General features: G+C 60.0%; 21 protein-coding genes. 18 read left to right on the top strand and 3 right to left on the bottom strand.

Annotated elements, in window-relative coordinates; all coding sequences use genetic code 11:
- Positions 1-21: 21 nt before the first annotated feature.
- Both B3Q33_RS00675 and gshB read right to left on the bottom strand, forming a co-directional pair.
- A complete protein-coding gene (locus B3Q33_RS00675; RefSeq protein WP_035245817.1) occupies positions 22-897 on the bottom strand; it encodes an energy transducer TonB in 876 nt (291 codons plus the stop codon).
- 64 nt (positions 898-961) lie between these two features.
- The gene (gene gshB, locus B3Q33_RS00670) at positions 962-1,915 is read right to left on the bottom strand and encodes a glutathione synthase (RefSeq protein ID WP_035245816.1); all 954 of its coding nucleotides are present in this window, start codon (positions 1,913-1,915) and stop codon (positions 962-964) included.
- 243 nt (positions 1,916-2,158) lie between these two features.
- Between gshB and pilG the strand changes: the two genes are divergently transcribed.
- The 18 genes from pilG (at position 2,159) to B3Q33_RS00580 (ending at position 23,531) form a co-directional block, all read left to right on the top strand.
- Positions 2,159-2,542, top strand: a complete 384-nt coding sequence (pilG, locus tag B3Q33_RS00665; RefSeq protein ID WP_035245815.1) for a twitching motility response regulator PilG — start codon at positions 2,159-2,161, stop codon at positions 2,540-2,542.
- Positions 2,543-2,574: 32 nt separating this feature from the next.
- Positions 2,575-2,943 carry a twitching motility response regulator PilH gene (gene pilH, locus B3Q33_RS00660; protein ID WP_035245814.1) on the top strand — a complete coding sequence of 123 codons (369 nt, stop codon included), beginning with the start codon at positions 2,575-2,577 and terminating at the stop codon, positions 2,941-2,943.
- 15 nt (positions 2,944-2,958) lie between these two features.
- A complete protein-coding gene (locus tag B3Q33_RS00655; protein WP_035245813.1) occupies positions 2,959-3,507 on the top strand; it encodes a chemotaxis protein CheW in 549 nt (182 codons plus the stop codon).
- A gap of 59 nt (positions 3,508-3,566) precedes the next feature.
- Positions 3,567-5,591, top strand: coding sequence for a methyl-accepting chemotaxis protein (locus tag B3Q33_RS00650; RefSeq protein ID WP_286826434.1), 2,025 nt, complete (start codon positions 3,567-3,569; stop codon positions 5,589-5,591).
- A 31-nt stretch (positions 5,592-5,622) separates the two neighbouring features.
- A complete protein-coding gene (locus tag B3Q33_RS00645; RefSeq protein ID WP_035245809.1) occupies positions 5,623-6,501 on the top strand; it encodes a CheR family methyltransferase in 879 nt (292 codons plus the stop codon).
- Between the two features lie 64 nt (positions 6,502-6,565).
- Positions 6,566-13,657, top strand: coding sequence for an Hpt domain-containing protein (locus B3Q33_RS00640; protein ID WP_272975122.1), 7,092 nt, complete (start codon positions 6,566-6,568; stop codon positions 13,655-13,657).
- Positions 13,654-14,679 (top strand): chemotaxis protein CheB, encoded by a 1,026-nt coding sequence (locus B3Q33_RS00635; protein ID WP_272975123.1) that lies wholly within the window; start codon positions 13,654-13,656, stop codon positions 14,677-14,679. The genes B3Q33_RS00640 and B3Q33_RS00635 overlap by 4 nt, the downstream gene beginning before the upstream one ends.
- 42 nt (positions 14,680-14,721) lie before the next feature.
- Entirely contained in the window at positions 14,722-15,177 is a 456-nt protein-coding gene (locus tag B3Q33_RS00630; RefSeq protein ID WP_035245803.1) for a chemotaxis protein CheW, read from the top strand.
- A complete protein-coding gene (locus B3Q33_RS00625; RefSeq protein ID WP_272962059.1) occupies positions 15,174-16,169 on the top strand; it encodes an MBL fold metallo-hydrolase in 996 nt (331 codons plus the stop codon). Before B3Q33_RS00630 ends, B3Q33_RS00625 begins: the two co-directional genes overlap by 4 nt.
- Positions 16,166-17,164 (top strand): lysophospholipid acyltransferase family protein, encoded by a 999-nt coding sequence (locus tag B3Q33_RS00620; protein WP_272975124.1) that lies wholly within the window; start codon positions 16,166-16,168, stop codon positions 17,162-17,164. Before B3Q33_RS00625 ends, B3Q33_RS00620 begins: the two co-directional genes overlap by 4 nt.
- 64 nt (positions 17,165-17,228) lie before the next feature.
- Complete coding sequence (locus tag B3Q33_RS00615) at positions 17,229-17,777, top strand: cytochrome b (protein WP_272962057.1); 549 nt, start codon at positions 17,229-17,231, stop codon at positions 17,775-17,777.
- 71 nt (positions 17,778-17,848) lie between these two features.
- Positions 17,849-18,337: an FKBP-type peptidyl-prolyl cis-trans isomerase gene (locus tag B3Q33_RS00610; RefSeq protein ID WP_272962056.1), complete on the top strand. Its 489-nt coding sequence runs from the start codon at positions 17,849-17,851 to the stop codon at positions 18,335-18,337.
- A 266-nt stretch (positions 18,338-18,603) separates the two neighbouring features.
- Entirely contained in the window at positions 18,604-19,077 is a 474-nt protein-coding gene (locus tag B3Q33_RS00605; protein WP_035245795.1) for an NfeD family protein, read from the top strand.
- A gap of 58 nt (positions 19,078-19,135) precedes the next feature.
- Positions 19,136-20,095, top strand: a complete 960-nt coding sequence (locus B3Q33_RS00600; RefSeq protein ID WP_272962055.1) for an SPFH domain-containing protein — start codon at positions 19,136-19,138, stop codon at positions 20,093-20,095.
- Between the two features lie 362 nt (positions 20,096-20,457).
- Complete coding sequence (gloA, locus tag B3Q33_RS00595) at positions 20,458-21,006, top strand: lactoylglutathione lyase (protein ID WP_273010047.1); 549 nt, start codon at positions 20,458-20,460, stop codon at positions 21,004-21,006.
- Positions 21,007-21,137: 131 nt separating this feature from the next.
- Positions 21,138-21,623: a helix-turn-helix domain-containing protein gene (locus tag B3Q33_RS00590; protein WP_273010040.1), complete on the top strand. Its 486-nt coding sequence runs from the start codon at positions 21,138-21,140 to the stop codon at positions 21,621-21,623.
- 66 nt (positions 21,624-21,689) lie between these two features.
- Positions 21,690-22,349, top strand: a complete 660-nt coding sequence (locus B3Q33_RS00585) for a YoaK family protein (protein WP_273010032.1) — start codon at positions 21,690-21,692, stop codon at positions 22,347-22,349.
- A gap of 108 nt (positions 22,350-22,457) precedes the next feature.
- Positions 22,458-23,531: a DUF3541 domain-containing protein gene (locus B3Q33_RS00580; RefSeq protein ID WP_273010026.1), complete on the top strand. Its 1,074-nt coding sequence runs from the start codon at positions 22,458-22,460 to the stop codon at positions 23,529-23,531.
- Between the two features lie 33 nt (positions 23,532-23,564).
- Here B3Q33_RS00580 and B3Q33_RS00575 read toward each other — a convergent pair whose 3' ends face one another.
- The gene (locus B3Q33_RS00575; RefSeq protein WP_273010025.1) at positions 23,565-24,140 is read right to left on the bottom strand and encodes a DJ-1/PfpI family protein; all 576 of its coding nucleotides are present in this window, start codon (positions 24,138-24,140) and stop codon (positions 23,565-23,567) included.
- Positions 24,141-24,331: the final 191 nt, after the last annotated feature.

Here is a 24,331-nt window from a genome sequence, read left to right as displayed (position 1 = left end):
GTAGCTCGTAGCTCGTAGCTATTATTTCGACGACACCCGCTGGTTTTTGTCGAACTTCCAGGTGCGGATGATTTCCAGCACATCCATGTTCTTGCGCATCTCTGGAGTGAAGGCATCGAAGGGGGCCGCGAGGCGCACACTCTGGATGGCGGCCTGGTCCAGGAACTTGTGGCCGGAGGATTTCAGCAGGCGTACTTCCTTGAGCTGGCCATCCTTCTGGATCGCTACCACCAGCCGCACTGCACCGAAGGTATTACTGTTCAGCGCCCGGGACGGGAAGTTGCGGGTGCCCATGGCCTCCACCTCGCGACGGAAGTTGTCGATGTACTGGGCTTCGTAGTGGGCCTTGGCGGATACCGAGGTCAGGCGGCGAATGCGCGGACGTTTCGCATAGGCCTGTTTCTGGGCATCCAGGCGGGCCTGCAGGCTGGCGATCTCGCGGCTCAGGTCCTGCAGGTTCTCCTGCTTGGCTACCTTGAACGGTTTGGGATCGGTTTTCTCCTGCTCGTCCGCCTTGATTTGGTGATCGCTGGTACGGGCGGTGGTGATGACCAGCAACTGGGACTGGCGGTCACGACGCTCACGGGTGGTCTTTTCCTTGAGCTGCACCTTGTCCAGCTTGTTGTCGGCGAAATCCACCTGCTCGGTGGTGGTCAGCTCCTGCTTCTCGGCCAGATCGCCGGAACCCTGCTGGTTGCTCTGGGCAATAAAGTCCGCCTCATCCGGCTCGTCATCGCTGCGATGCTGGGACAGGGTGACTTCCAGGGTATGCGGGGCGGCGCGCTGCTTCTCGGGGGCAAAGCTGACCCCGAAGATGAGAATGCCGTGGAACGCTAACGCCAGGAACACCGTAAAGGTGAGGCGGTCGGAGGCGCTGACGGGTGAATTGGCTGCCATGATTTCTTCTTTTTGTTACTGCCTTTAAACGGCCAGGGAGTGTGCCCCGGACCGTACTCATCGTCTATGATGGCTGCCGCAACTCCAGCAACATGTCGAACAGCTGACCGGCAATGTTGATGCCGAAGATCGCGTCCAGCTCGCGAATGCAGGTGGGACTGGTCACGTTGATCTCGGTGAGATAATCACCGATCACGTCCAGGCCCACGAAATACAGCCCCTTGCGCTTGAGCGTGGGGCCCACCTGCTCACAGATCCAGCGATCGCGGTCGGTCAGCTCGCGGCCCTGACCAGTGCCGCCGGCGGCCAGATTGCCACGCAGCTCACCTTCCTTGGGGATCCGCGCCAGCGCATAGGGCACCGGCTCGCCATTGATCATGAGGATGCGCTTGTCGCCCTCGGTGATCTCCGGCACGAAGCGCTGAGCCATGATCGGCGTCTTGCCGTGCTGTGTCAGCACCTCGATCACCACCGAGATATTGGGGCTGTCCTGGCGCACCCGGAAGATATTGCTGCCACCCATGCCATCCAGTGGCTTCATCACAGTGTCACCGAACTCCCGTACAAAATCGCGCAGCAGCCCGGACTGGCTGGAGACCAGCGTCGGAGCACAACACTGCGGGAAGTCAGTGGCGAACAGTTTTTCGTTACTGTCGCGGACACTGCCAGGCCGATTCACCACCAGCACGCCTTCACGCTCCACCTTTTCAAGCAGGTAGGTGGCGTAGATGTACTCCGCATTGAACGGCGGGTCCTGGCGCATCAGGATAATATCCAGATCGGCCAGATCGTAATTCACGGCGTCGGCCAGACGGTACCAATCGTCGTTATTGTCGGTGACGGACAGTGCCCGAGTGGCCGCAAAGGTGCGACCATCTCGCACGTATAGATCCGCCGGCTCCATGTAGAGCAATGACCAGCCACGTCGTTGCGCTTCCAGCAGCATGGCGAAGGTGCTGTCTTTCCAGGGTTTGATTTTGGCGATGGGGTCCATCACCACACCAATACGCAGACTCATGGGGTCTCCACAGACATCGGGATCAGGCCGGGCAATGTTAGCAGCGCTGACTGCCCACCGCTATGCAGGGATGCGCGGGGCATTTTCTCAAGTTTCATAGGGTCTTATAGATTGATTGTAGAATCTGTGTTAAAAACTTCGCTTGGGCTTGTCTCGCTACACCCCCGCCCATCGAATTACTAGAAAGGCCAAAAATTACAATAAGTTGCGGCCAACAACGGTTCACGGTTAAAGGCAGTTTCCATGACTGACAATTTCCAAGACCTCAAGGTAATGGTGATCGACGATTCCAAAACCATCCGTCGCACCGCGGAAACCTTGTTGAAGAAAGCAGGTTGTGAAGTGATCACCGCCACCGATGGCTTCGATGCCTTGGCCAAAATCGCCGACAGCAAACCCAATATCATCTTCGTCGACATCATGATGCCGCGCCTTGACGGGTATCAGACCTGCGCCCTGATCAAGAACAACAGTGCCTTCAAGGCCACCCCGGTGATCATGCTGTCATCCAAGGACGGCCTTTTCGACAAGGCCAAGGGGCGGATAGTGGGGTCCGACGAGTATCTGACCAAGCCGTTTTCCAAGGACGAGCTTCTCGGCGCGATTCGACAGCATATCAGCGGTTAAGCGACAGCGTCTCTGAGCCTGAAGAGGATAAGATGGCACGTATTCTGATTGTGGATGACTCTCCCACCGAAACCTACAAGTTGCGGGAGATACTCGAAAAGCACGGCCACGAGGTGCTCGAGGCCGCCAATGGAGCCGATGGCGTCGCCATGGCCCGCTCCGAGCTGCCCGAACTGGTTCTGATGGATGTGGTAATGCCGGGCCTTAACGGCTTCCAGGCGACCCGCCAGCTCACCAAGGGTGCCGATACCGCGCACATTCCCATCGTCATCGTAACCACCAAGGATCAGGAAACCGACCGTGTCTGGGGTAAACGCCAGGGCGCCAAGGACTACCTGACCAAACCGGTGGACGAGGATGTGCTCCTGCAAACTGTCGAGCGCATGCTGGCCGACGGCTGATATTCGGAGCCCCTGATGAGCGCAACTGCTTCCGCCGCCTATATTCAACTGGCCGACTACAACCGTCGCTGCCGCGAGCAGGCCAAAGACCTGCCTATGCAGCAGGATGCGGTCAGCTACTGGAGCGGCGTGGGCTTTGTGATGGATGGCAAGAAATACGTGGCACCGCTGGATGAGGTTTCCGAAATCCTCTCGGTGCCGGCCTACACCCGCATTCCCGGCGCACGCAGCTGGATGAAGGGCGTGGCCAATGTCCGGGGCCGGCTGATGACCGTGATGGATCTCAGTGGCTTTCTGGAAAAGAATTCGCCGGTCCAGGAAAAGCGCCGACGGTTGCTGGTCCTGGACCAGGATGACTTGTACACCGGCATGACGGTGGACGAGGTACTGGGGATGCAACATTTCCCCATTGATGAATTTGTGGAATCACTGCCGGTCAGCGATGCCAGCGTCACACCTTTTGTGCGCGGCGCCTACCGGCGGGACGGGGAGTACTGGTCCGTGTTCAGCCTGACCCGGCTGGCAGAGGATCCGCGCTTTATGCAGGTCGCCCGCACCGGCTGAGCTGTATATAAGCATTTGGGGTACATAAGAAGAGCGAACGCCAGGCCAGGAGCCAGACTATGAAGTTCAATTCGGGAGCAATCTTTGACAAATTGCGGGGGGGCGCGGAAGGCAGCACGCTGAATATCGCGCTGTACATCGGCCTTGCCGTCTTTATCGTTCTGGCGGTGGTGAATTTCCTGCTCTCCGCAACCACGGCGAACCAGGCCCAGGAGAATATTACCCTGGCCTCTGATATGCGGGTTATCTCCCAGCAGATCGCCAAAAACTCCCTTGAGGCCGCTGCCGGTAACGCCGACGCCTTCGAATTGCTGGCCAAATCCCAGCAGAGCTTTCAATCCGCCTGGGATGACGTTAAAGACGAACCGGTCGACAATACCGAGGTGAAAGAACGTCTGAGCAGCCTGTGGTCCGAAGTGAACAGCAACGCGGGCATCATCCTGCGCGGGGAAGATACGGTTCTGGATCTGCACGAAGTGGCAGACACCCTGGCCCAGACCATTCCTTCCCTGCAGGCAGAATATGAAGGCGTGGTGGACATTCTGGTGGCCACCGGCGCTGAGCCGGATCAGATCGCCTTTGCCCAGCGTCAGTCCCTGCTGGCCGAACGGATTCTCAGCTCTATTTCCAAAGTGCTGGAAGGTGGCGACGGCGCGGTGATTGCGGCGGATGCCTTTGGTCGTGATGCCAGCCTGTTTGGCCGGGTCATGAACGGCATGATCGAAGGCGACGAAGCCATGGGCATTGACCAGGTCAACGACCCGGATGCCCTGGATTACCTGGCCGAGATTGCCGACCTGTTCGACGAATTCGTTAACCAGTCCGTGGATGAAATCCTGGAAACCGCTCCCGAACTGTTCCAGGTACGTAACGCGGCCGACACCATCTTCCTTCGCTCCCAGGATCTGCTGCAGGAATCCAGCAACCTGAACACCCAGTTTGAAGGCTCCACCAACACCTTCTTCCCGTCAGTGACCCTGGGTGGCTTGTCTGCTGCCATCGCGGTACTGCTGTTCTTCCTGATCATGGCCCAGCGTAACCGTCAGGCGGCAACGCTGAAGGACGAGCTGGAAAGCGAGAACCAGCGTAACCAGGCGGCGATTCTGCGACTGCTCGACGAACTGGGTGACCTGGCGGACGGCGACCTGACCGTACAGGCGACGGTAACCGAGGACTTCACCGGTGCCATCGCTGACTCCATCAACTACTCCATTGACCAGCTGCGCAGCCTGGTACAAACCATCAACAACTCGGCGGTACAGGTGGCCTCGGCCGCCCAGGAAACCCAGTCCACGGCGATGCATCTGGCCGAAGCCTCCGAGCACCAGGCCCAGGAAATTGCCGGCGCCTCCGCCGCTGTGAACGAAATGGCGGTGTCCATTGACCAGGTATCCGCCAACGCCGCCGAATCGGCGGCGGTAGCGGAACGAGCGGTAGCCATCGCCAACAAGGGCGCCGAAGTGGTACAGGCCACCATCCACGGCATGGACACCATTCGCGAACAGATCCAGGAAACCTCCAAACGGATCAAGCGTCTGGGTGAATCCTCCCAGGAAATTGGCGACATCGTATCCCTGATTAACGACATTGCCGACCAGACCAACATCCTCGCCTTGAACGCCGCCATTCAGGCGTCCATGGCCGGTGAAGCCGGGCGGGGCTTCGCGGTGGTAGCGGATGAGGTACAGCGACTGGCGGAACGTTCCGCCGCCGCGACCAAGCAGATCGAGACCCTGGTAAAAACCATTCAGACCGATACCAACGAGGCGGTAATCTCCATGGAAGCCACCACCGCCGAGGTGGTAAAAGGGGCCCGTCTGGCGCAGGACGCTGGTGTGGCACTGGAAGAAATTGAGAACGTATCGAAAACCCTGGCGGACCTGATCCAGAACATCTCCAACGCGGCGCGCCAGCAGGCAGCGTCTGCCGGTCACATTTCCAACACCATGAACGTGATCCAGGAAATTACCTCGCAGACCTCCGCCGGTACCACCGCGACTGCGCGATCCATTGGTAACCTGGCCGAGATGGCGCAGGAGATGCGTAACTCTGTTGCCGGCTTCCGCCTGCCGGAGCACTCCTGATCCGGCTCGCGCCGGCTAAAGGAGTGATGCTATGGGTGCTGCAGTGACAGACCGCTGGTCCATCAAAAGCACGCCCGCCATGGATGCGGAGCAGTTCCAGCTATGGCAGGCGTTGCTGGAAGAGCGCACCGGCATGACCCTGTCCAACGAGCGCAAGACCTTCCTCGAAACCAGCTTGAGCATTCGTATGCGCGAGCTGGGCATCGAAGACTACGACACCTATTACGAACACCTGATGGTGGGCTCCACAGAATCCCGGGCCATGGAATGGTCGGTACTGGTAGACCGGCTTACCGTGCAGGAAACCAGCTTTTTCCGCCACCCAAGCTCCTATGCCCTGGTGGAGGAATTCGTACAGCGCTTCAAGGCCGAGCAGCCCGACGGTGCCAGCCTGGATGCGTGGAGCGTGGGGTGCTCCACCGGCGAGGAAGCCTATTCCCTCGCCATGATGATCAATGAGCAGCTCAACGGCGGCGGCCGCAAACTATTCTACGGAATCACCGCCACCGACATCAGCCTGCCCACCCTGGCCAAGGCCCGCAAAGGGGAATACCCGGCGCGCCGGGTACTGCAGGTGGACCCGCTACTGCGGGAGAAATATTTTCAGCCCTGCGGCAATGAACAAACTCTGGCCGTGACGCCAGTATTGCGTGAGCGCATCTGCTTTGCCCGGCTCAACGTGTTGGATCTGAGCAACGCGCCAATGAACGACATGGATCTGATTTTCTGCCAGAACATGCTGATCTACTTTCGCCGCTGGCGGAAACGCCAGATCGTCAACCGTCTGGCGGAACGACTCGCTCCCGGTGGCATTCTGGTGCTCGGTCCCGGGGAAGTGACCGACTGGCAACATCCGGATCTGGAACGTATACATTTCGCCGATACGCTGGCCTTCCGGCGCTGTAGATAAGCGCTGTAGATAATAAAAAAACCTGCCCGCAGTGACGGCAGGTTTGAGTATGACAGGAGACGTCATGAGTGACCGTCACGACTATCTGGCTCTGGACTGGGTTCGCGGGGAGATCCAGGAAACCCTGAACCAGGCGCAGCAGGCACTGGAAGCGTTCGTGGATACCCCGGACGACGCCACCCGCATGCGTTTTTGCCAGGCCCATCTGCACCAGGTGTACGGCACCCTGCAAATGGTGGAGTTCTACGGTGCTGCTCTGCTCGCCGAGGAAATGGAAAAGCTGGCCCAGGCCCTGCTTGAAGGCCGGGTAGGCAATGTGGGGGACGGCCAGGAAACCCTGATGCGGGCCATCTTGCAGCTGCCCCCCTATCTGGATCGGGTAGCCACCAACCGTCGTGACCTGCCGGTGGTGCTGCTGCCGCTACTCAACGACCTGCGCGCCGCCCGCGGCGAACCGCTGCTGTCGGAAACCGCCCTGTTCAAGCCGGACCTGACCGACGCCACCGGCAGTGGTCAGATACCGGATGACCTGCTCAACGATCCCCGTTTTATTCAGCTGGCCAAGAAAATTCGCCAGATGTTCCAGATTGCCCTGCTCGGCGTGCTGCGCAACGACAACATGGGTGAGAACCTGGGCTATATGGCCAAGGTCTTTAGCAAACTTGAGCAAGTCACTGGTGACGCTCCGCGTGCCCCGCTATGGGCCATCAGCAACGCCCTGGTGGAAGGCCTATCGGAAGACGCCATTACCCTGGGCACCTCGGTAAAACTGATGCTCGGTCATGTGGACCGCAACCTGCGTGAACTGGTCATCGACGGCGCCAATAGCCTGAACCAGCCGGCGCCCACCGAACTGATCAAGAACCTGCTTTATTACGTGGCCAAGGCAGAGGTAGACAGCCCGCGCATTCGCGATGTCAAAGCCCGTTTCCGCCTGGACGATGCACTCCCTTCCGATGACCTGGTCAACGCAGAACGGGCCCGCATGACCGGCCCGGATGCCGAAGCCATGAATTCCGTGGTGAAGGCCCTGTCCGAGGAAATCACCACCGTCAAGGATGCCCTGGAAACCTTCGTCCACAGTGGCGAAAGCGACGCCAGCAAACTGCAGCCGCAGACGGTCACCCTGAAACAGGTAGCCGACACCGTGGCAGTGCTTGGCCTTGGCCAGCCTCGCACCCTGGTAGAAGAACAGCTCCACGCGGTGGAAGACATTGTCGCCGGCAAACGTCCCGCCGAACGCGAAACCCTGATGGATATCGCCGGCGCCCTGCTTTATGTGGAAGCCACCCTGGCGGGTATCAGCGGCGGTGACCGTCGCGGCAAGTCCTACCCCGGCGACCAGAGCGACATGCCCGGCCACGTGGGCCAGGCCATGGATGCGGTACTGCGCGAATGCCGTGCCGGCCTGGAAGAGGCCAAGGACGGCATCGTCGAGTTCATTGCTTCCCAGTGGAACCCGGAGCACCTGGAGCCGGTGCCGGAGCGACTCAATGCCGTGCGCGGCGGTCTGGAAGTGATCCAGCTCAGCAAGCCTGCGGTGATTCTGCGCCAATGCGTGCTCTTCATTCAGGAAAAGCTGCTTGACGCCGACCAGCCCAAACCGGACTGGCGCAGCATGGACACCCTGGCCGATGCCATCACCTCGGTGGAGTACTATCTGGAACGTCTCAGCGACGATCCGGAAACCACCGACGATATCCTGCAACTGGCCCGTGCCAGTGTGGACGCTCTCGGCTACCCGCTGGAGCAGGGCAGTGATTTCGGCAATGACCAGTTCGAAGTGGAACGCATTGAGCTGGACGCAGAGGCCCGGACTGACAGCCACACCGTCGACGAGTCCATCTCTTTGCATGCTGAGCCTGATGCCGACGACAGTCTCGACGGCGACGATCTGCATGAAGACTTCTCTTTGGAAGAAGCTTTCGACGACAGCAACGATGCCCTGCAGGGCAGCCTCGACAAAGGCGACCGCACTCTAGAAATTACCGGGCCGGCCTCCACCGAACAGGAAACACAGTCCGCTTCGCAGGAATCCGACGACGAGCCGCAACCGGTCGCCGAGAGTCCCTCTGACGATGATGACGATCTGATCGATGACGAAATCATCGAAATCTTCCAGGAAGAAATCAGCGAAGTCCTGGACGCGCTGGATGAATATTTCCCGCGCTGGGCCGCCAACACCAGCGATGAGGAATCCCTGGTGGAATTCCGTCGCGCCTTCCACACTCTGAAAGGCTCCGGCCGCATGGTCGGTGCCAGCACCGTGGGCGAGCTGGGCTGGTCCGTGGAGAACATGCTTAACCGGGTCATTGACCGCAGCATTGAACCAACTTCGGTGCTGATTGCGCTGGTACAGGAGGTGCGCAATCGCGTTCCCGCTCTGGTGGATGCCTTTACCCTGCGACAGCCAGACCCGTTCGATGTGCAACCGCTGGCCGACGCCGCCGACACCCTGGCCGCCGGCGGCCAGATTGATCAGGTACCGGCCATCACTGGCAGCGAAACCAGCAACGCTGACAACCAGACCGACTTTGCTGCACTCGGCGATGACACGGAAAGCGACGACACGCTGGAAATCCCCTTGCCCGCGGACAGCGATTCGTTCGCGGAAAGCAGCACCGACAATGACGATAGCCTGTCCATGGAGGATCTGGCTGCCTTCAACGACGCCTCCGACGATAGCGATGCCCACCTTGCCTGGGAAGACAACGACGATATCGATGATGGCGCCATCGAATTCAGCCTGCCTGATGAAGAAGCAGCCGAACCCGCCAGCGAAACCGCGTCCGTAGATAGCGACAGCGCCGACAACGGTATCGACAGTCTTTCTGACATTCCGGACATGAGTGACGGTGACGACGCCGCAGCGGATGCCGACGGCGAGGAGGGACCCGACCCGGTGCTGCTGGAGATCTTCGCCAGCGAAGCCCGTCGCAACCTGGCACTGATAGATGAGTGGCTGGACACCGTAGACCCGGATTTATCCGAACACACCCTGGACGACAGCGTCCACCGCGCCCTGCACACCCTCAAGGGCAGTGCCCGCATGGCGGAAATCGAAGCGGTGGCGGAAGTGGCGGAACCGGCTGAAAAACTGGTCCGCGACCTGATCAGCAGCAACCGCCGGATAACCACCCAGCAGGCCGGACTGCTGCGACAGGCTCATCGCCTGGTGCTCAACAACCTGGAACAGCTCGCTCAACCCCATCTGCCCGGCGCCGATGCCCTGATCGCCGCGCTACAGCAACACCGCGACGGGCTGGCCGACCAAAATGACTCCGGCCCGGATCCACACATCCTTTCCGTGTTCCTTTCCGAAGGCATGGACCTGATCGTGGACGCGGAACAACTACTGGACCAGTGGGCCCAGCATCCGGAACAGACCGAAGAGCTGGTAAAACTGCGCGACGAACTGCAACTGCTTTCCAGCAGCGCCACCACCGCCGGTCTCAACGAAATTCACGCCCTGGCCGCGGCCCTGGCCGCCTGCTACAGCGCGGTGGAATCCGGCCGCCTGGCTTGCAGCGAACAGATGCTGTCGCTGGCTGGTGAAGGCCAGGATGCTCTGGTCAACATGATGGACTGCCTGGCCGCCGGCCAGACCGTGCGCCCGGAACTGGGGCTGGTGGATTCGCTTCACGAACTGGCAGAAAACAGCGGCCCGGACGGCGATGGCCCTGGCCCCGGCGGACGTTCACCACACTGGGACGATGCCTTCTCTCACAGCAGCGCGGATCCCCAGGCTGTGGATAGCACCCCGGATACCAACAGCTGGGCCAGCAGTGGTGAATATCAGGCCCACATGGATCCGGAACTGGTCAGCCTGTTCCTGGAAGAGGCCGAAGAGATTCTGGAATCCGCCAGCCATACCCTGGACCAGTGGGAACAGGGAGATGCCGGCAACGTGGATGGTCTGCAGCGGGACCTTCACACCCTCAAGGGAGGGGCCCGCATGGCCGCCGTGGCCCCGGTGGGCGATCTGGCCCACGAACTGGAAAATCTCTACGAAGCGCATCATAACGGCCAGCAACAAACGGACCCGGCCCTGTTTGCCCTGTTGCACCGTTGCCACGACCGGCTCGCCGAAATGATCGACGCCCTGCGCGGCGGCAGAACCCCGGAAGACGCCCCGGAACTGGTCAGCACCATCCAGGCCTTCCTGCGCGGCGACCGCGAGGTCAGCCACACGCCGGACTCCAGCGCCACCCTCGACAGTGAACCCCAGGCTCACGAAGCCGCTTCCGACTTTGCCGAAGACACCGGCAGCCCCGCGCCCGTTGCGGTTGAGGACGCGCCCGCCTCTCCGGCGCCCCCTCAACCGGAGCGTGACCCGGAGCTGGTAGAAATCTTTCTGGAAGAAGCCGACGAGATTCTCGAATCCGCCGGCAGCAGCCTGGAGCAGTGGATCGGCGAGCAGGACAACCTGATCGAACTGCAATCCCTGCAACGCGACCTGCACACCCTCAAGGGTGGTGCGCGCATGGCGGAAGTCAGCGAACTGGGCGATCTGGGCCACGAGCTGGAAACCCTTTATGAAGGCCTGGCGCAAAGCCGCCTGGCCATTGAACCGACCCTGTTCGATCTGTTGCATCGCTGCCATGACCAACTGGCGGAAATGGTAGAGGCACTCAAGGCCGGCCGACCGCTGCCCCAGGGCGACACCCTGATCCAGGCCATTCACGGCTATGTGGCAGACCCGGCAGGATTCAGCCTGCCTGCTATTGCTTCTGCCGCACCAGCGCCAACAGAAGCGCCGCCACCGGCGACCACCAGGCAGGAGGCGCCGGCTACCAGCGAACATGCGGACGACGACTACAGTGACTGGGAATCGGACAGTGATCCGGAAATTCTGGAAATTTTCCTGGAAGAGTCCGATGAACTGGCGGAAATCATTGATGCCTGTCTGACTTCCTGGAAAGACCATCCGGAAAGCACCGATTTCACCGATGACCTCAAGCGCGCCCTGCATACCCTCAAGGGCGGTGCGCGACTGGCCGGCCTGAAGCCGCTGGGCGACATCAGCCACGACTTCGAAACCTACCTGCTACAGCTGGAGAGGCGCCGCGAAGCGCCCACCCAGGAAGATTTCCAGCCCATGATCAACTGGTACGACCAGATTGTCCGGGGCATGGAGTCGGTGGCCCGTAGCGCCCGCCGCCAGCCCGCCGCCGCCCCGCAAGAGAGCAGCACGGCCCTGGCGCCGGCAGCCGAGAAGCCACAACCGCAACAGCCGAAACAGGATGACCGCCGCCAGCGTCAAAACCAGGCGCAACCCCAGGAAATGGTGCGGGTCGGGGCCGATGTACTGGAAGCGCTGGTGAATCTGGCCGGGGAAACCTCCATTAACCGCGGTCGGGTAGAGCAGGGGATTTCCGAGTTCACCTTCAACGTGGAGGAAATGGGCAACACGGTACAGCGCCTCTACGAACAGCTGCGCCGTCTGGATTCGGAAACGGAAGCGCAGATCATGTCCAATTATCAGCAGGGCGTGGAACGGGGCGAAATCGACGAAGACTTTGATCCGCTGGAAATGGATCAGTACTCCGAGCTGCATCAGATCACCAAGCAGCTGTCGGAATCCGCCTCGGATTTGCTGGATCTGAAGAACACCCTGCTGGACCGCACCAAGGACACGGAAACCCTGCTGCTGCAGCAATCGCGGATTAACACCGAGCTACAGGAAAAACTGATGCGCACCCGCATGGTGCCCTTCAGCCGCCTGGTACCACGTCTGCGCCGTATCGTCCGGCAGATTTCCGGTGAAGTGGACAAACGGGTGGATTTCGATGTGCTCAACCCGGAAGGCGAACTTGACCGCTCCCTGATGGAACGGGTGGTGGCGCCCCTGGAGCACATGCTGCGTAACGCCGTGGATCACGGCATCGAAACCCGTGAAGGTCGCCAGAGCGCCGGCAAGAACGACTCCGGGCGCATCAACCTGGAGCTGGGCCGCGAAGGTGGCGAGGTAGTGATTACCCTGTCCGACGACGGCAAGGGCATCGACACCGACGCAGTGCGCAAGAAAGCCGTGGAACGCGGCCTGATCGCCCCGGACGCGCAACTCTCCGAACAGGAAATCCAGCAGTTCATCTTCCATGCCGGCTTCTCCACCGCCGCCGCTGTCACGCAGATTTCCGGCCGTGGCGTGGGCATGGACGTGGTGGCCAGCGAGATCAAGCAGATGGGCGGCTCGGTGACCATCGATTCCCACAAGGGGCAGGGCACCCGCTTCATCATCCGCCTGCCGTTTACCCTGGCCATGAACCGGGCGCTGATGGTGAAAGCGGCGGAAGATACCTACGCCATCCCGCTCAACCAGATCGAAGGCATCGTGCGTATCAGCCCCTTCGAGCTGCAGCACTATTTCGAGGAAGACAACCCGGTCTACACCTATGTGGGCCAGGATTACGAACTGCAATACCTCGGCAATTTCGTCCATGGCACCCGCAGCCCGCACCTGGAAAACCACACCACCCCCATGCCGGTACTGCTGATCCGCAGCACCGAACACACCGTGGCCATTGTGGTGGACAACCTGGTGGGCTCCCGGGAAGTGGTAGTGAAATCGGTCGGCCCGCAGCTGGCCTCGGTGGCCGGCATCAGCGGCGCCACCATCCTCGGGGATGGCTCCGTGGTGATCATTCTCGATATCCACTCGCTGATCCGTGCCGCCCACGTGCAGGTGCCGACCCTGGGTGTCACAGACATTCCGGTATTGCCCCAGGAACCGGTGCCAGAAGACGAAGAAACCGAATTCAAGCGCGATACGCCACTGGTCATGGTCACCGATGACTCGGTTACCGTGCGCAAGGTGACCACTCGCCTGCTGGAGCGCAACGGCTACGAAGTGGTCACCGCCAAGGACGGCATGGATGCCATCGCCAAACTGGAAGATATCCGCCCGGATGTGATGCTGCTGGATATCGAGATGCCACGTATGGACGGCTTCGAAGTTGCCACCCACGTGCGCCACGACAGCCGCCTGCAAGACGTGCCGATCATCATGATTACCTCGCGCACCGGCGAAAAACACCGCGAACGGGCCTTCGATATCGGCGTGAACTGTTACATGGGCAAGCCGTTCCAGGAGAACGAACTACTCTCCACCATTCGTGAACTGCTGGGCGAGTTGCAGGAAACAGGTAACGAATGACCGCACCGGGCCGGGTCGGCGTAATCGCCGACAGCACATTGCAGGGCCACCTGCTGTCCAGCGCAGTGAAAGGTCAGGGCTACCAGGTGGTCGTCAACACGGATCCGGAAGCCCTGGAAAAACGCTGGCTGGAAGAGGGGGCTCTGGATCTGTGGGTGGTAGACCTGTCGAGCGAAGACCGCTGGCAGGCTTTTCTGGATAACCTGCTGGAAGACGCTGCTGCACCCATTTTGTTCTGCGATGGTCAGGCCCCGGCGCGCACCGATGCCCGCTACCCGAAATGGGAACGGCGGCTGGTGACCAAGCTGGTGGATTACATCGGCAAGCCGGCAGTGGAAGAGCGGCTGGAAGTGATCCCCCAGCGCCCGCGACAGGTAAAAATCCCCACCCCGAGGGAATTCGAAACCATTCGCCCCGGCGACCGACCCAAGCGGGTCTGGGTACTGGGGGCCAGCCTGGGCGGCCCGGCGGCGGTGAAACTGTTTCTCGACTGCCTGCCGGCCAATCTGCCGGTAGCCTTTGTGCTGGCGCAGCATATCGACGCCAGCTTCCTCGACACCCTGTGCGGCGTGCTGGGTCGGGACAACAACATTGATTGCAAAATAGGCGTGGACGGCAGCGCCCTGCGCCATGGCGAACTGGCCATCGCGCCGGTGGAATACGCGGTGAAATTTCGCCACGACGGTCGCATCCAGTCCACTGGTCAGGCCTGGGAAGGGCCCTATGCACCGTCCATTGATCAGGTGATACAGCACGTGGGCGAGGGCTTCGGTAACGCCTGCGGCGCTATCCTGTTTTCCGGCATGGGCAATGACGGCGCCATCGCCGCCCCCCGGCTGGCCGCCAGTGGCTGCCCCGTATGGGCACAGAGTGCCGATACCTGCGCCGTCAGCAGCCAGCCCGATTCTACCCGTGAGACGGGCTGCGTCAGTTATAGCGGCTCTCCGGAACAGCTTGCACGACAGCTGGTGGAACGGTTAAGAAGAGAATTAAAAGCAGAAGTACAGAAGCCGGGTGCCTGACACGGGCTACTGCATACTCCGGCTTACACTTTGAGGTTAACTATGAGCAGCTTGCCATCCGACATTTCCAGCCTGCTGATCCCCATGCAGGGGCGACCCTGGCTGATCCCCAACATCGTGGTCGCCGAAATCATCCCCCTGCGGCAACCGGATCGGCCCGGTCATGGGCCGGAATGGCTGCTGGGCTGGCTGAGCTGGCGGGATCAGAACATTCCGCTGCTGTCCTTTGAGAAACTCAACGAGTCCGGGCAGATCACCATTGGCCAGGATGCCCGCATCGCGGTACTGAATACCGTGGCCGGCAAGAGCACCTTCTATGCGGTGATCGTGCAGGGGATTCCGCGGATGATGAAAGTGGCCAAGGACGATCCGGTGGAAGAACCGGTAGACACCGGCCCCGCGGAAGCCATGTACATCCAGGTGGGCGGCGACCTGGCGGTGATTCCGGATCTGGATGCCATTGAAGGCGCCGTAGCAGGACTGCGGGACGGCGCATGATCGACAGGGAACGGCTGGCCGCTCTGGCAGCAGAACACCCCGCCCGCGCCGGGGTGTATCGCAATCGGTTCCCTACTCCCCGCCATGGCCTGGGTGCCTTCCTGCGCTGGCAATGGGACACCCGGGGCCAGTTTCCGCGCCATCAGCCTTTCCCTCTGCAGCAGCCGGATCAGCAACGTCTTGCCAACCCGGGACCGCAACCGCAATTGACCTGGATCGGCCACGCCACCTTCCTGTTTCAGCACCGGGGCTGGAATATGATTACCGACCCGGTCTTTTCCGAGCGCTGCTCACCGCTGTCCTTTGCCGGCCCGAAACGGGCGGTGCCGCCAGCCCTTACCGTCGATGATCTGCCGCCGATCAATGCGGTGCTGGTCTCCCACAACCACTACGATCATCTGGATCGGACTTCGGTAAAACAGCTACAGGCCCGGTTTGGTCGCGAGATTCTCTGGTTCGTTCCGACGGGCGTGGCTTCCTGGCTACGTAACCTGGGCGTGGAGCGCATTATCGAACTGGGCTGGTGGCAGAGTGAATACCACGGCCAGGTGGAAGCCTTCTGTCTGCCCGCCCAGCATTTCAGCGGCCGTGGCCCCGGCGATCATAACCGGACCCTGTGGTGTAGCTGGCGCCTGAACTTCCCCGATTTCAGCCTCTATTTTGCCGGCGATACCGGCTACGCCCCGCTATTCGATGAAATTAGCGACATTTTCGGCCCCGTGGACCTGGCCCTGTTACCCATCGGCGCCTATGAACCCCGCTCGTTTATGTCCCCGGTACACATAAACCCGGCAGAAGCGGTTACAATTCACCAGGAGATTCGCGCCCGCCAGTCGGTAGCCATGCACTGGGGCACCTTTGTGCTCACCGACGAGCCCATGGACGCGCCGCCCCGGGCCCTGGCCCTGGCGCTGCAAGAACAACAGATCGATTCCGAGACATTTCGGGTCCCGCAGCATGGCGAGACCCTGACAATTGAATTGCCATCATGAGTAAACAATATCAAGGCCGCCGCCTGTGGTTGGTGGTCCGTCTGCTTGCCTGGCTTCCACTGCCGCTAGTCACCGCCTTCGGGGCTTTTGTTGCCACCCTGATCACGCTGGTGCCACTGCGCTATGCCAGTGCCTACCGGGTGGTGCTGATCAATCTGCTGGCCACCCACCCGGCCATGAGCCTGGCGGACGCCAAACGCATCGGCCGCCAGAGCATGGCCGAACTGGGCCGTACCCTCACCGAATTCAGCCATGTCTGGCATCGCCCGGTGGAAGAAACCCTGGCCAGGATCACCCATATCCACGGCGAACAAGCCTTTCTGGATGCCTGCGCCTGCGAGCGGCCGGTACTCATGCTGTCCTTGCACCAGGGTAGCTGGGAAATCAGCAACCTCTATGTGGGTGACAAGGGCGACCGCGACAAGACCCTGATCATGTACCAGCCCCATCCCGCCACACTGATGGATGCCATGGTCAAGGCAGCCCGGGAGCGTACCGGCTCGGTGCTCATCCCCACCAACAGCCAGGGGGTCAAACAGGCCCTCGCCGCCATGAAGAGCGGCGGCACCCTGGGCATTCTTTCCGACCACAACCCGGGCAACCGCAGCAATCCCTGCGTGCCTTTTTTCGGCTACGAGGTCCCCACCCCGACGCTGATCGACAAGCTGGTGCAACGCTACCGGCCTCATGTGTTCATTGTTTCCTGCATTCGTGGCCAGGGCGGTGTGAAAGACATCCACCTCCACTTCGAATCCGCCCCGGACATCGAACAGGCCAGTGACACCACCGAGATCCTCACCGCCATGAACACCGGCCTGCAGCACTGCATCGACCGCAACCTGGGCCAGTATCAGTGGACCTACAAACGGTTCAAATGGGGCCCCAATGGGCGGCGGCGCTGGTATCGGCAATCCAGGAATCTGCTGGCCCGGATCGCACGGGGCGAAGATCGCAAAGCCCTGGGCCTGCACCCGGACACTGACCAGGATCAGTGAATCCCCGTTAAGCCCCGGTTAATCTTTATCCGGCATACTTCGGTTAATGGAACGGGAGCGCATCATGGCAACAAGACCAACAAGCTGGCATGCATTACACAAAGGTCTTCACTGGCTGGTGGTTTTGTTGCTGGTCATGGTCTGGGGAGCCGTCGAGCTCCATGAGTTCTACGAAAAAAGTGACCCCATGCGCGAATGGTGGAAAATGCTGCACTTTTCCCTGGGACTCACCACGCTGGTTATCATACTGATCCGGCTTTATGGTCGCGTCCTGTACCCGCGCCCGGCACCTATTGGCGCTGCCTGGCAGCATCAGCTATCCCGTCTTGTTCATGGACTGCTCTATGGGGTGCTTCTCGCCATGCCCCTCAGCGGCTTTGCCATGCGCCAGTTCGCCGGCAAGACCATTGAAATATTTGGGGTTTTTAACGTGCCCCAGCTAGCGACGGTCAATACTGACCTGGCCAAACAGATCGCCTTCATCCACAAGGAGGTGCTGTGGACCACGCTGCTGACCCTGATAGCCATCCATGTAGCAGGCGCCCTGTGGCACCATTTCATCGACAGGGACACTACCCTGAAACGCATGCTCCCTGGCAAACACAGCGACTGAGGTAATTGCCCGGCGGCGATGAAGGCGCCACAATTGCCCACCATCCCGATCGCCTGACAACCGGAGCATGCATGACCATCGAAAATGACAAGGTCGTTACCCTGCATTACAGCCTGTTCAACGCCGACGACGGCAGCGAAATTGAAAACTCCCGGGAAACCGGCGAGCCCATGGCGTACCTGCACGGCTACAACAACATCATCAAAGGCCTGGAAAGCGCCCTCACCGGCAAGGCCGTTGGCGACGAAGTCGATGTGACCGTGAGCCCGGAAGACGCCTACGGCGAATACGACAACACCCTGTTCCAGCGCATCTCCCGCAAGTATCTGAAACACGCCGGCAAGCTCAGCCCCGGCAAGGTGGTCACGGTGTCCACCGACGAAGGCCCGCGCATGCTCACCGTGCTCAAGGTAGGCCTGAAAACCGTCGACGTGGACGCCAACCACCCGCTGGCCGGCCAGTCCCTGCGTTTTGTGGTGGAAATCACCGATATCCGTGATGCCAGCGAAGAAGAAAAAGCGCACAAACATGCCCATGGCGTAGGCGGGCATCAGCACTGATCAGCTTCAAGCTGCAACGCGGAGAAGGCCTGATTGGCGCAAAGGCCTTCTCCGCGCCCCACCCCTTTCGCTTATCTCTTTAACTAAATTCCCTTCGCCTGGTCCGCGGCTGACCACCTCTCCCTGCACAGCTGACCTTAACCGCGTTGCAGCTTGAAGCTTGTCGCTTGCGACTTCTGATTTTCAGCCTTTTCCTACCGACTAACCTGTCACCAACGTGCTATCTTAGTTGATCAAAATAATGCACACGCTACAGGGGCACAGGAATGGATCTGCCAGAATACAGTTACTGGATTATCGCCGGGCTCGCCTTTGTGATCGCGGAATTCGCCGTGTCCGGGCTGGTCGTGATTTTCTTCGGGATCGCCGCGTTGCTGGTAGGCAGCCTCAAGTTCCTCGGACTGCTGGATGACACCGCCTGGGAACTGACCCTGTTCGCCCTTACCAGCCTGCTGTTGCTGGTATTCGTCCGTCGCGTGATCAACGACAAGCTGATGGGCAATGAGCGGCCCCGCGGTGAGGGCGAGGCAGACAGTGCCGGCCTGGTCGGTGGCCGCGCCACCGTGGCAGACGCCTTCAACAACGGCGTGGGCACCGTTTCCTACCGGGGCGCCCGCTGGCAGGCACAGTGTGCCCAGCCCCTGCATCCCGGCGACATGGTGCGCATCACCCAGCACGACGGCCTCTGGCTCACCGTAGAGCCCTGGATGCCAGGGCCGCAGACACCACCGGCTGAATGACCCCTATCGCCAACCCGTTTTCATCTCAACTCGCTAGCAATAACAAGGAACCCTATCCATGGCAGGTTTAATTATTTCCGCTCTCATCGCCCTCGGCGTTGTCATTCTGCTCTTCATGGTGATTCGCATCGTGCCGCAGCGGCAGGTGTATGTGGTGGAGCGACTGGGCAAGTACCAGACATCCCTGGAGGCGGGCCTCCACTTTCTGATGCCCTTTATCGACCGGGTTGCCTACAAGCACTCCCAGAAGGAAATCGTCCGTGACGTGCCGCGCCAGAGCTGTATCACCAAGGACAACATCGAAGTCTCCATCGACGGCGTCATGTACCTGCAGGTGATCGACCCGAAAGCAGCAAGCTACGGGGTGGATGATTATGTAATGGCAGCCCAGCAGCTGGCCCAGACCACCCTGCGTTCCGTGATCGGTAAAATTGATCTGGACAAGACCTTCGAGGAGCGCGGCGAAATCAACATGGAAGTCGTACGCGCCGTTGACGAAGCCGCCCAGCCCTGGGGCGTGAAAGTGCTGCGATACGAAGTGGCCGACATCAACCTGCCCGTGTCCATCAAGGACGCCATGGAGAAACAGGTCCGTGCCGAGCGTGAACGTCGCGCCGTGGTTGCCGAGTCCGAGGGTGAGCGCCAGGCTGCCATTAACCGTTCAGAGGGTGATCGCCAGGCAGCAATTAACCGCTCTGAAGGTGAGAAGCAGGAGATGATCAATATCTCCGAAGGTGAAAAGATGAAGCAGATCAACGAAGCGGAAGGTCGCGCCCGTCAGATCGAGCTGATCGCCACTGCTACCGCTGAAGGCCTGCGCCAGGTAGCCGGCGCCGTGAAAGAGGATGGTGGCGAAGAAGCCGTCAGCCTGCGCATTGCCGAGCAGTATGTGTCCGCCTTCGAAAAAGTCGCCAAGGAATCCACCACCCTGCTGCTGCCCCAGGGCCTCAGCGACATCGGTGGCGCCGTGGCCGGCCTGCAGAAAGTCCTCAAGACCGTGGAAAAAACCCCGGCCTGATCCATCCACCTCCAGGAGCTTGCCAACCGCAAGCTCCGCCCTTTCTGTAGGAGCACCGCTTGAGGTGCGAACCGAGCGCAGCGAGGCGACAAAGGCTCAAGACCCGTCGACACTCTCTGGATTTGTCGAGCCTTGAAGCGCCTGATCTCCTTCGTCGATTCCGCGTTGGCACGCGGTTCGCACCTCAAGCGGTGTTATTCGCTGCGCTCACCCTTCGGGCCGCACGGAACTACGTGCGTTACTCCGCTACGCTCCGTTCCTACAGCGGCTTCGTAGATAGCTTCTCTTACCGAGGCTTGCATTCCTTTCACCCCATCCCAATATCCTGAAGATCCCCAAGCCTCAAAGATTCAGGAGCCCCCATGTCCCGCCATTTCGAACAGGCCGACGGCCTCTGTGAAACTCCGGACGATGCCACCCGCGATTTCCTGTTCAACCAGACCATGCTGCGCATCAAGGACCCCGCGGTCAGCATGGATTTCTATACCCGGGTGCTGGGCATGCGCCTGGTCCGCAAGCTGGATTTTCCGGCGATGAAGTTCAGCCTCTACTTCCTGGCCTACCTGGGTGAAGAGGAAGCGCGACAGGTCCCAGAGGACGATGCCAAACGACTCACCTACACCTTTGGCCGTGAGGCCATGCTGGAACTGACCCACAACTGGGGCAGCGAAGACGATGCGGACTTTTCCTACCATGACGGCAATGCCCAGCCCCAGGGATTTGGTCATATCGGCATCACCGTCCCCGACGTTTACGCCGCCACCGAGCGGTTTGAAAAACTGGGTGTCGAATTCGTCAAGAAGCCCGATGATGGCAAGATGAAAGGCCTCGCGTTCATCAAGGATCCGGATGGCTACTGGATCGAGATCCTGCAGGCAGACATGATGGAAAAGCAGCAAAAAGGCGACTAAAAGATGTCACTTTTCTGACAGGCAATCTGTTTTTTTGCTTTCCTCTCTGGCTGTCTCGTATTGTGTAAGGCTCGTGATTTTTGTCCAAGGCCCGGCACCCTCGCCGGGCCCACCTCAGGGGATCACCTATAATGAGTCAGTCTTCTCTTCTTACCAGCGCACAGCGTACTTCTTGCCAGGCCCGATCCGAGCAACCGGCCCCGAACGGCCCTCGTGCCAAGGCATTGCTGGCACTGGACCAGGGCAACACCCAGCAACAGGCCGCCGAACAAAGCGGGCTCAGTCTCGGTCAGGTGCGCTACTGTCTGCGCCGCTTTCGGACTGTGGCTCTGGACATCTTCGACACGGATAGCCCGGCCTCCACCTCTGCTCCGAAGGGCGACAGCAAGACCAAAAAAATTGATAAAGAAAAAAAGAAAACTGGCAAGAAAACCAAAGCCCTGAAACCCGTCAAAGCCAAAAGCGAAAAGTCCGAGAAAAAAGCAGACAAGAAAAGCACCAAGGGCACCAGCAAAAAGACCAAGAAGAGCGACAAGAAGGACAACAAGAAAAAGTCCGGAAAAAAGGGCGACGGCAAAAAAAGCTCAAAGGGCAGCAAGAAGAAGCAAAAGAAATAGCCGAAAATCCCCCACTGACGCGCATGTTACACTTGCGCATCACCACGGATAAGCATGGGGGTTTTCTTGCTAACGCGTCTTCCACCCTGGGTAGAAGTTGGAGCCTTTCTGCTCGCCTTTCTGGCGGGCAGCGTTAATGCGGTAGGGCTGCTCGGCTTCAGCCACCAGTCCGTCTCTCACCTGACCGGCACCTCCTCGCTATTGGGCCTGGCACTGGCAGATCTGGCCCTGAGCAATGCCCTGCACCTGCTTTTCACCCTACTGAGTTTTCTCGCCGGTGCTGCCCTCAGTGGCATGCTGATCACCAGCACCGCCCTGAAGCTGGGCCGCCACTACGGTTTTTCCCTGTTGATCGAAGCCGCGCTGCTGGTCATGGCCATGCTGTCACTGCAACGGGGTAGTGATCTCGGCATCTACCTGGCGTCCATGGCCTGCGGCCTGCAGAACGCCATGGTCACCACCTACAGCGGCTCCATCATCCGCACCACCCACCTGTCCGGCATCTTCACGGATCTGGGCATCATGCTCGGCAACCGGCTGCGTGGCATTCCCCTCAACGGCCGCCGGCTGTTGCTGTTCGTCTTGTTGATTGGCGGTTTCGTCTGTGGCGGAGTGGTGGGAACCCTACTGTTCAGGCTACTGCATTTCACCGCGCTGATGGCCCCGGCCGCCCTGGCTGCATCGCTGGCAGTGGTGTACTGGCGTTATAGCCGCCGCTACCGGTAAAACCTTAATCCCTGTAAAGCTTTGCACCATTGCAGGTGTTGGCACAGACTGCTTTATTCAGAGACCTAGATTGAAAGGTCCGCAAACAAGCTGACACGGTGGTGCGCTATGGGATGGGTTCAGTCTGCCTGGCTCGGTATGCTTATCGCCCTGTTGCTTGCTTGCCAGCCAACGGCAATTTCTCCACCCGCCACACAGTCTATCGGCGAGCAGATTCGTGATCGCTACGAGCGAGCACTGCCGGATCTTCTTCCCAACAAGCAGCGCCATTACGCCACCCGCCTTTACCGAATCACCGGAGACCAGGATTACCTGGCCATCATCTATCAGGAGCTGATCAGCAACGCCGATTCCCTGCAACAGGACCTTAGTCAGTTAGACAACCGCGAGTACCGGCTGAGCCGGGCCAGACAGATCGCCCGTGCCTACCGGGATGACACGGACAAAGACCAGCAGCGCAAACAGCTACTGCTGGCCCACGATGAGATTCCCTTTGCCAAGAACCTGCTCTATTACCTGAACAAGGTGGACCAGCTCGGTCTTGCCGGGAAACCACCCTTTACCCAAACGGGGCAGGGTCTGGATTATCTGCGCCAGGTGGACTTTGCCCGCTTCATCCTCGACCCGGAGGTAATCGCCGCCTACTCTCCGCAGCTGGCCAATATCGTCTATTACCTGCACGACCTGGGTATTCGTGATCTGCGGGAACCCTTTCAGCAGGCCTTTCGCCAGGTATTCCCGGACCAGCCGCCACAACCGGGGCCGGCTCTGGATGCCCGGGTCTATGGCATGACCCATGTGATCATCGCGGCCAGCGGTTACTACCAGAAGCCGATCCGACGTCAGGACTTTGCCTGGATTTTCGACTATCTGGAGCGCCATCACCGTGAGCTGATCGTCCATACCAAAGCGGACATCTATACGGAAATGGCCCTGTGCTTTCTGCTGGCAGGGGAGAGCACCAGCCCGGTTGTCGGGGCCGTTCGCCAGGCACTGGAGCAGCGCTACGACCCACAGGCCGGCATGATCCCTTCGCCGCAGTGGGGCACTGATATGAACAAGGGGGAACACCGCAACGTGCTGGCGATCATGTTGTATCACTGGCCGGAGCAACTGCATCCGGGGCCGGATCTGAGCCGCTACCCGCTTTACCGGGAACACTATTTCGCGCCGCAGTATTAGTCCTTACTCACCGGCACCATCAACCTGCGGGTATCACTGCTGCCAGGCATAGTCCATCTGCCTGGCAGTGTCATCCGCCAGTTTTCGGCTGTGCAGCTTCTCCACCAGATGCAGACTCATGTCGATGCCGGCGGAAATGCCCGCCGACGTGAGGCGATTGCCATCTTCTACCCAGCGGATATTTTCCTGCACATCCAGCGCCGGGAAACGCTGGCGTAAATCAGCGATGTCTTCCCAATGGGTTGTTACCCGCTGATCGGTGAGCAGCCCTGCCTCTGCCAGTAGAAAGGCACCGGTACAAACCGACGTCACCCAGCTGGCAGAATCGCCGGCTTCACGCAGGGCGTTCAGCAAGGCGGTATTGGCCATGGCTGATGTATGTACCCCGCCGCTGACCAGCAATACATCCACAGGCGGGAAGTCGACGAGGGTGAAGTGACTTTTCACCGGGAAGGCACCTCTGGCCATCACCTCACGGTTTTCACTGATCAGGGATACTTGCCAGGGCGGGCTATCACAGAGCCGGGCGGCGGTAGAGAACACTTCATAGGGGCCAGCAAAATCCAGTACTTCGGCATCATCGTAGATCACAATCCCGATTTGTAGCATGGTCATTCCTGATGATTTATTTGGGTGGCAGGGTACGCACAAACGCAAAGGAGTGAGATAACCAGTCATGCAGGGCGGCATCGTCGGCCACCGTATCGGCGTCGATCATCAGCATGCCCTAACAGGCTGTTGAAAAGCCCCTTGCATGCTCAGTCTTTCAGGCTGGCTCGCAATCTAGGCGCAATGTTGAA

The organism is Alcanivorax sp. UBA3183 (genome assembly GCF_002364155.1).
GTDB classification, from domain to species: domain Bacteria; phylum Pseudomonadota; class Gammaproteobacteria; order Pseudomonadales; family Alcanivoracaceae; genus Alcanivorax; species Alcanivorax jadensis.
Note: the sequence above shows the minus strand (reverse complement) of the source record. Positions and strands in the feature narration are given on the sequence as shown.

Excerpts from the sequence above, each read along its gene's own strand:
- B3Q33_RS00675 (WP_035245817.1), bottom strand. The coding sequence starts at position 897 with ATGGCAGCCAATTCACCCGTCAGCGCCTCCGACCGCCTCACCTTTACG.
- gshB (WP_035245816.1), bottom strand. The coding sequence starts at position 1,915 with ATGAGTCTGCGTATTGGTGTGGTGATGGACCCCATCGCCAAAATCAAA.
- pilG (WP_035245815.1), top strand. The coding sequence starts at position 2,159 with ATGACTGACAATTTCCAAGACCTCAAGGTAATGGTGATCGACGATTCC.
- pilH (WP_035245814.1), top strand. The coding sequence starts at position 2,575 with ATGGCACGTATTCTGATTGTGGATGACTCTCCCACCGAAACCTACAAG.
- B3Q33_RS00655 (WP_035245813.1), top strand. The coding sequence starts at position 2,959 with ATGAGCGCAACTGCTTCCGCCGCCTATATTCAACTGGCCGACTACAAC.
- B3Q33_RS00650 (WP_286826434.1), top strand. The coding sequence starts at position 3,567 with ATGAAGTTCAATTCGGGAGCAATCTTTGACAAATTGCGGGGGGGCGCG.
- B3Q33_RS00645 (WP_035245809.1), top strand. The coding sequence starts at position 5,623 with ATGGGTGCTGCAGTGACAGACCGCTGGTCCATCAAAAGCACGCCCGCC.
- B3Q33_RS00640 (WP_272975122.1), top strand. The coding sequence starts at position 6,566 with ATGAGTGACCGTCACGACTATCTGGCTCTGGACTGGGTTCGCGGGGAG.
- B3Q33_RS00635 (WP_272975123.1), top strand. The coding sequence starts at position 13,654 with ATGACCGCACCGGGCCGGGTCGGCGTAATCGCCGACAGCACATTGCAG.
- B3Q33_RS00630 (WP_035245803.1), top strand. The coding sequence starts at position 14,722 with ATGAGCAGCTTGCCATCCGACATTTCCAGCCTGCTGATCCCCATGCAG.
- B3Q33_RS00625 (WP_272962059.1), top strand. The coding sequence starts at position 15,174 with ATGATCGACAGGGAACGGCTGGCCGCTCTGGCAGCAGAACACCCCGCC.
- B3Q33_RS00620 (WP_272975124.1), top strand. The coding sequence starts at position 16,166 with ATGAGTAAACAATATCAAGGCCGCCGCCTGTGGTTGGTGGTCCGTCTG.
- B3Q33_RS00615 (WP_272962057.1), top strand. The coding sequence starts at position 17,229 with ATGGCAACAAGACCAACAAGCTGGCATGCATTACACAAAGGTCTTCAC.
- B3Q33_RS00610 (WP_272962056.1), top strand. The coding sequence starts at position 17,849 with ATGACCATCGAAAATGACAAGGTCGTTACCCTGCATTACAGCCTGTTC.
- B3Q33_RS00605 (WP_035245795.1), top strand. The coding sequence starts at position 18,604 with ATGGATCTGCCAGAATACAGTTACTGGATTATCGCCGGGCTCGCCTTT.
- B3Q33_RS00600 (WP_272962055.1), top strand. The coding sequence starts at position 19,136 with ATGGCAGGTTTAATTATTTCCGCTCTCATCGCCCTCGGCGTTGTCATT.
- gloA (WP_273010047.1), top strand. The coding sequence starts at position 20,458 with ATGTCCCGCCATTTCGAACAGGCCGACGGCCTCTGTGAAACTCCGGAC.
- B3Q33_RS00590 (WP_273010040.1), top strand. The coding sequence starts at position 21,138 with ATGAGTCAGTCTTCTCTTCTTACCAGCGCACAGCGTACTTCTTGCCAG.
- B3Q33_RS00580 (WP_273010026.1), top strand. The coding sequence starts at position 22,458 with ATGGGATGGGTTCAGTCTGCCTGGCTCGGTATGCTTATCGCCCTGTTG.
- B3Q33_RS00575 (WP_273010025.1), bottom strand. The coding sequence starts at position 24,140 with ATGCTACAAATCGGGATTGTGATCTACGATGATGCCGAAGTACTGGAT.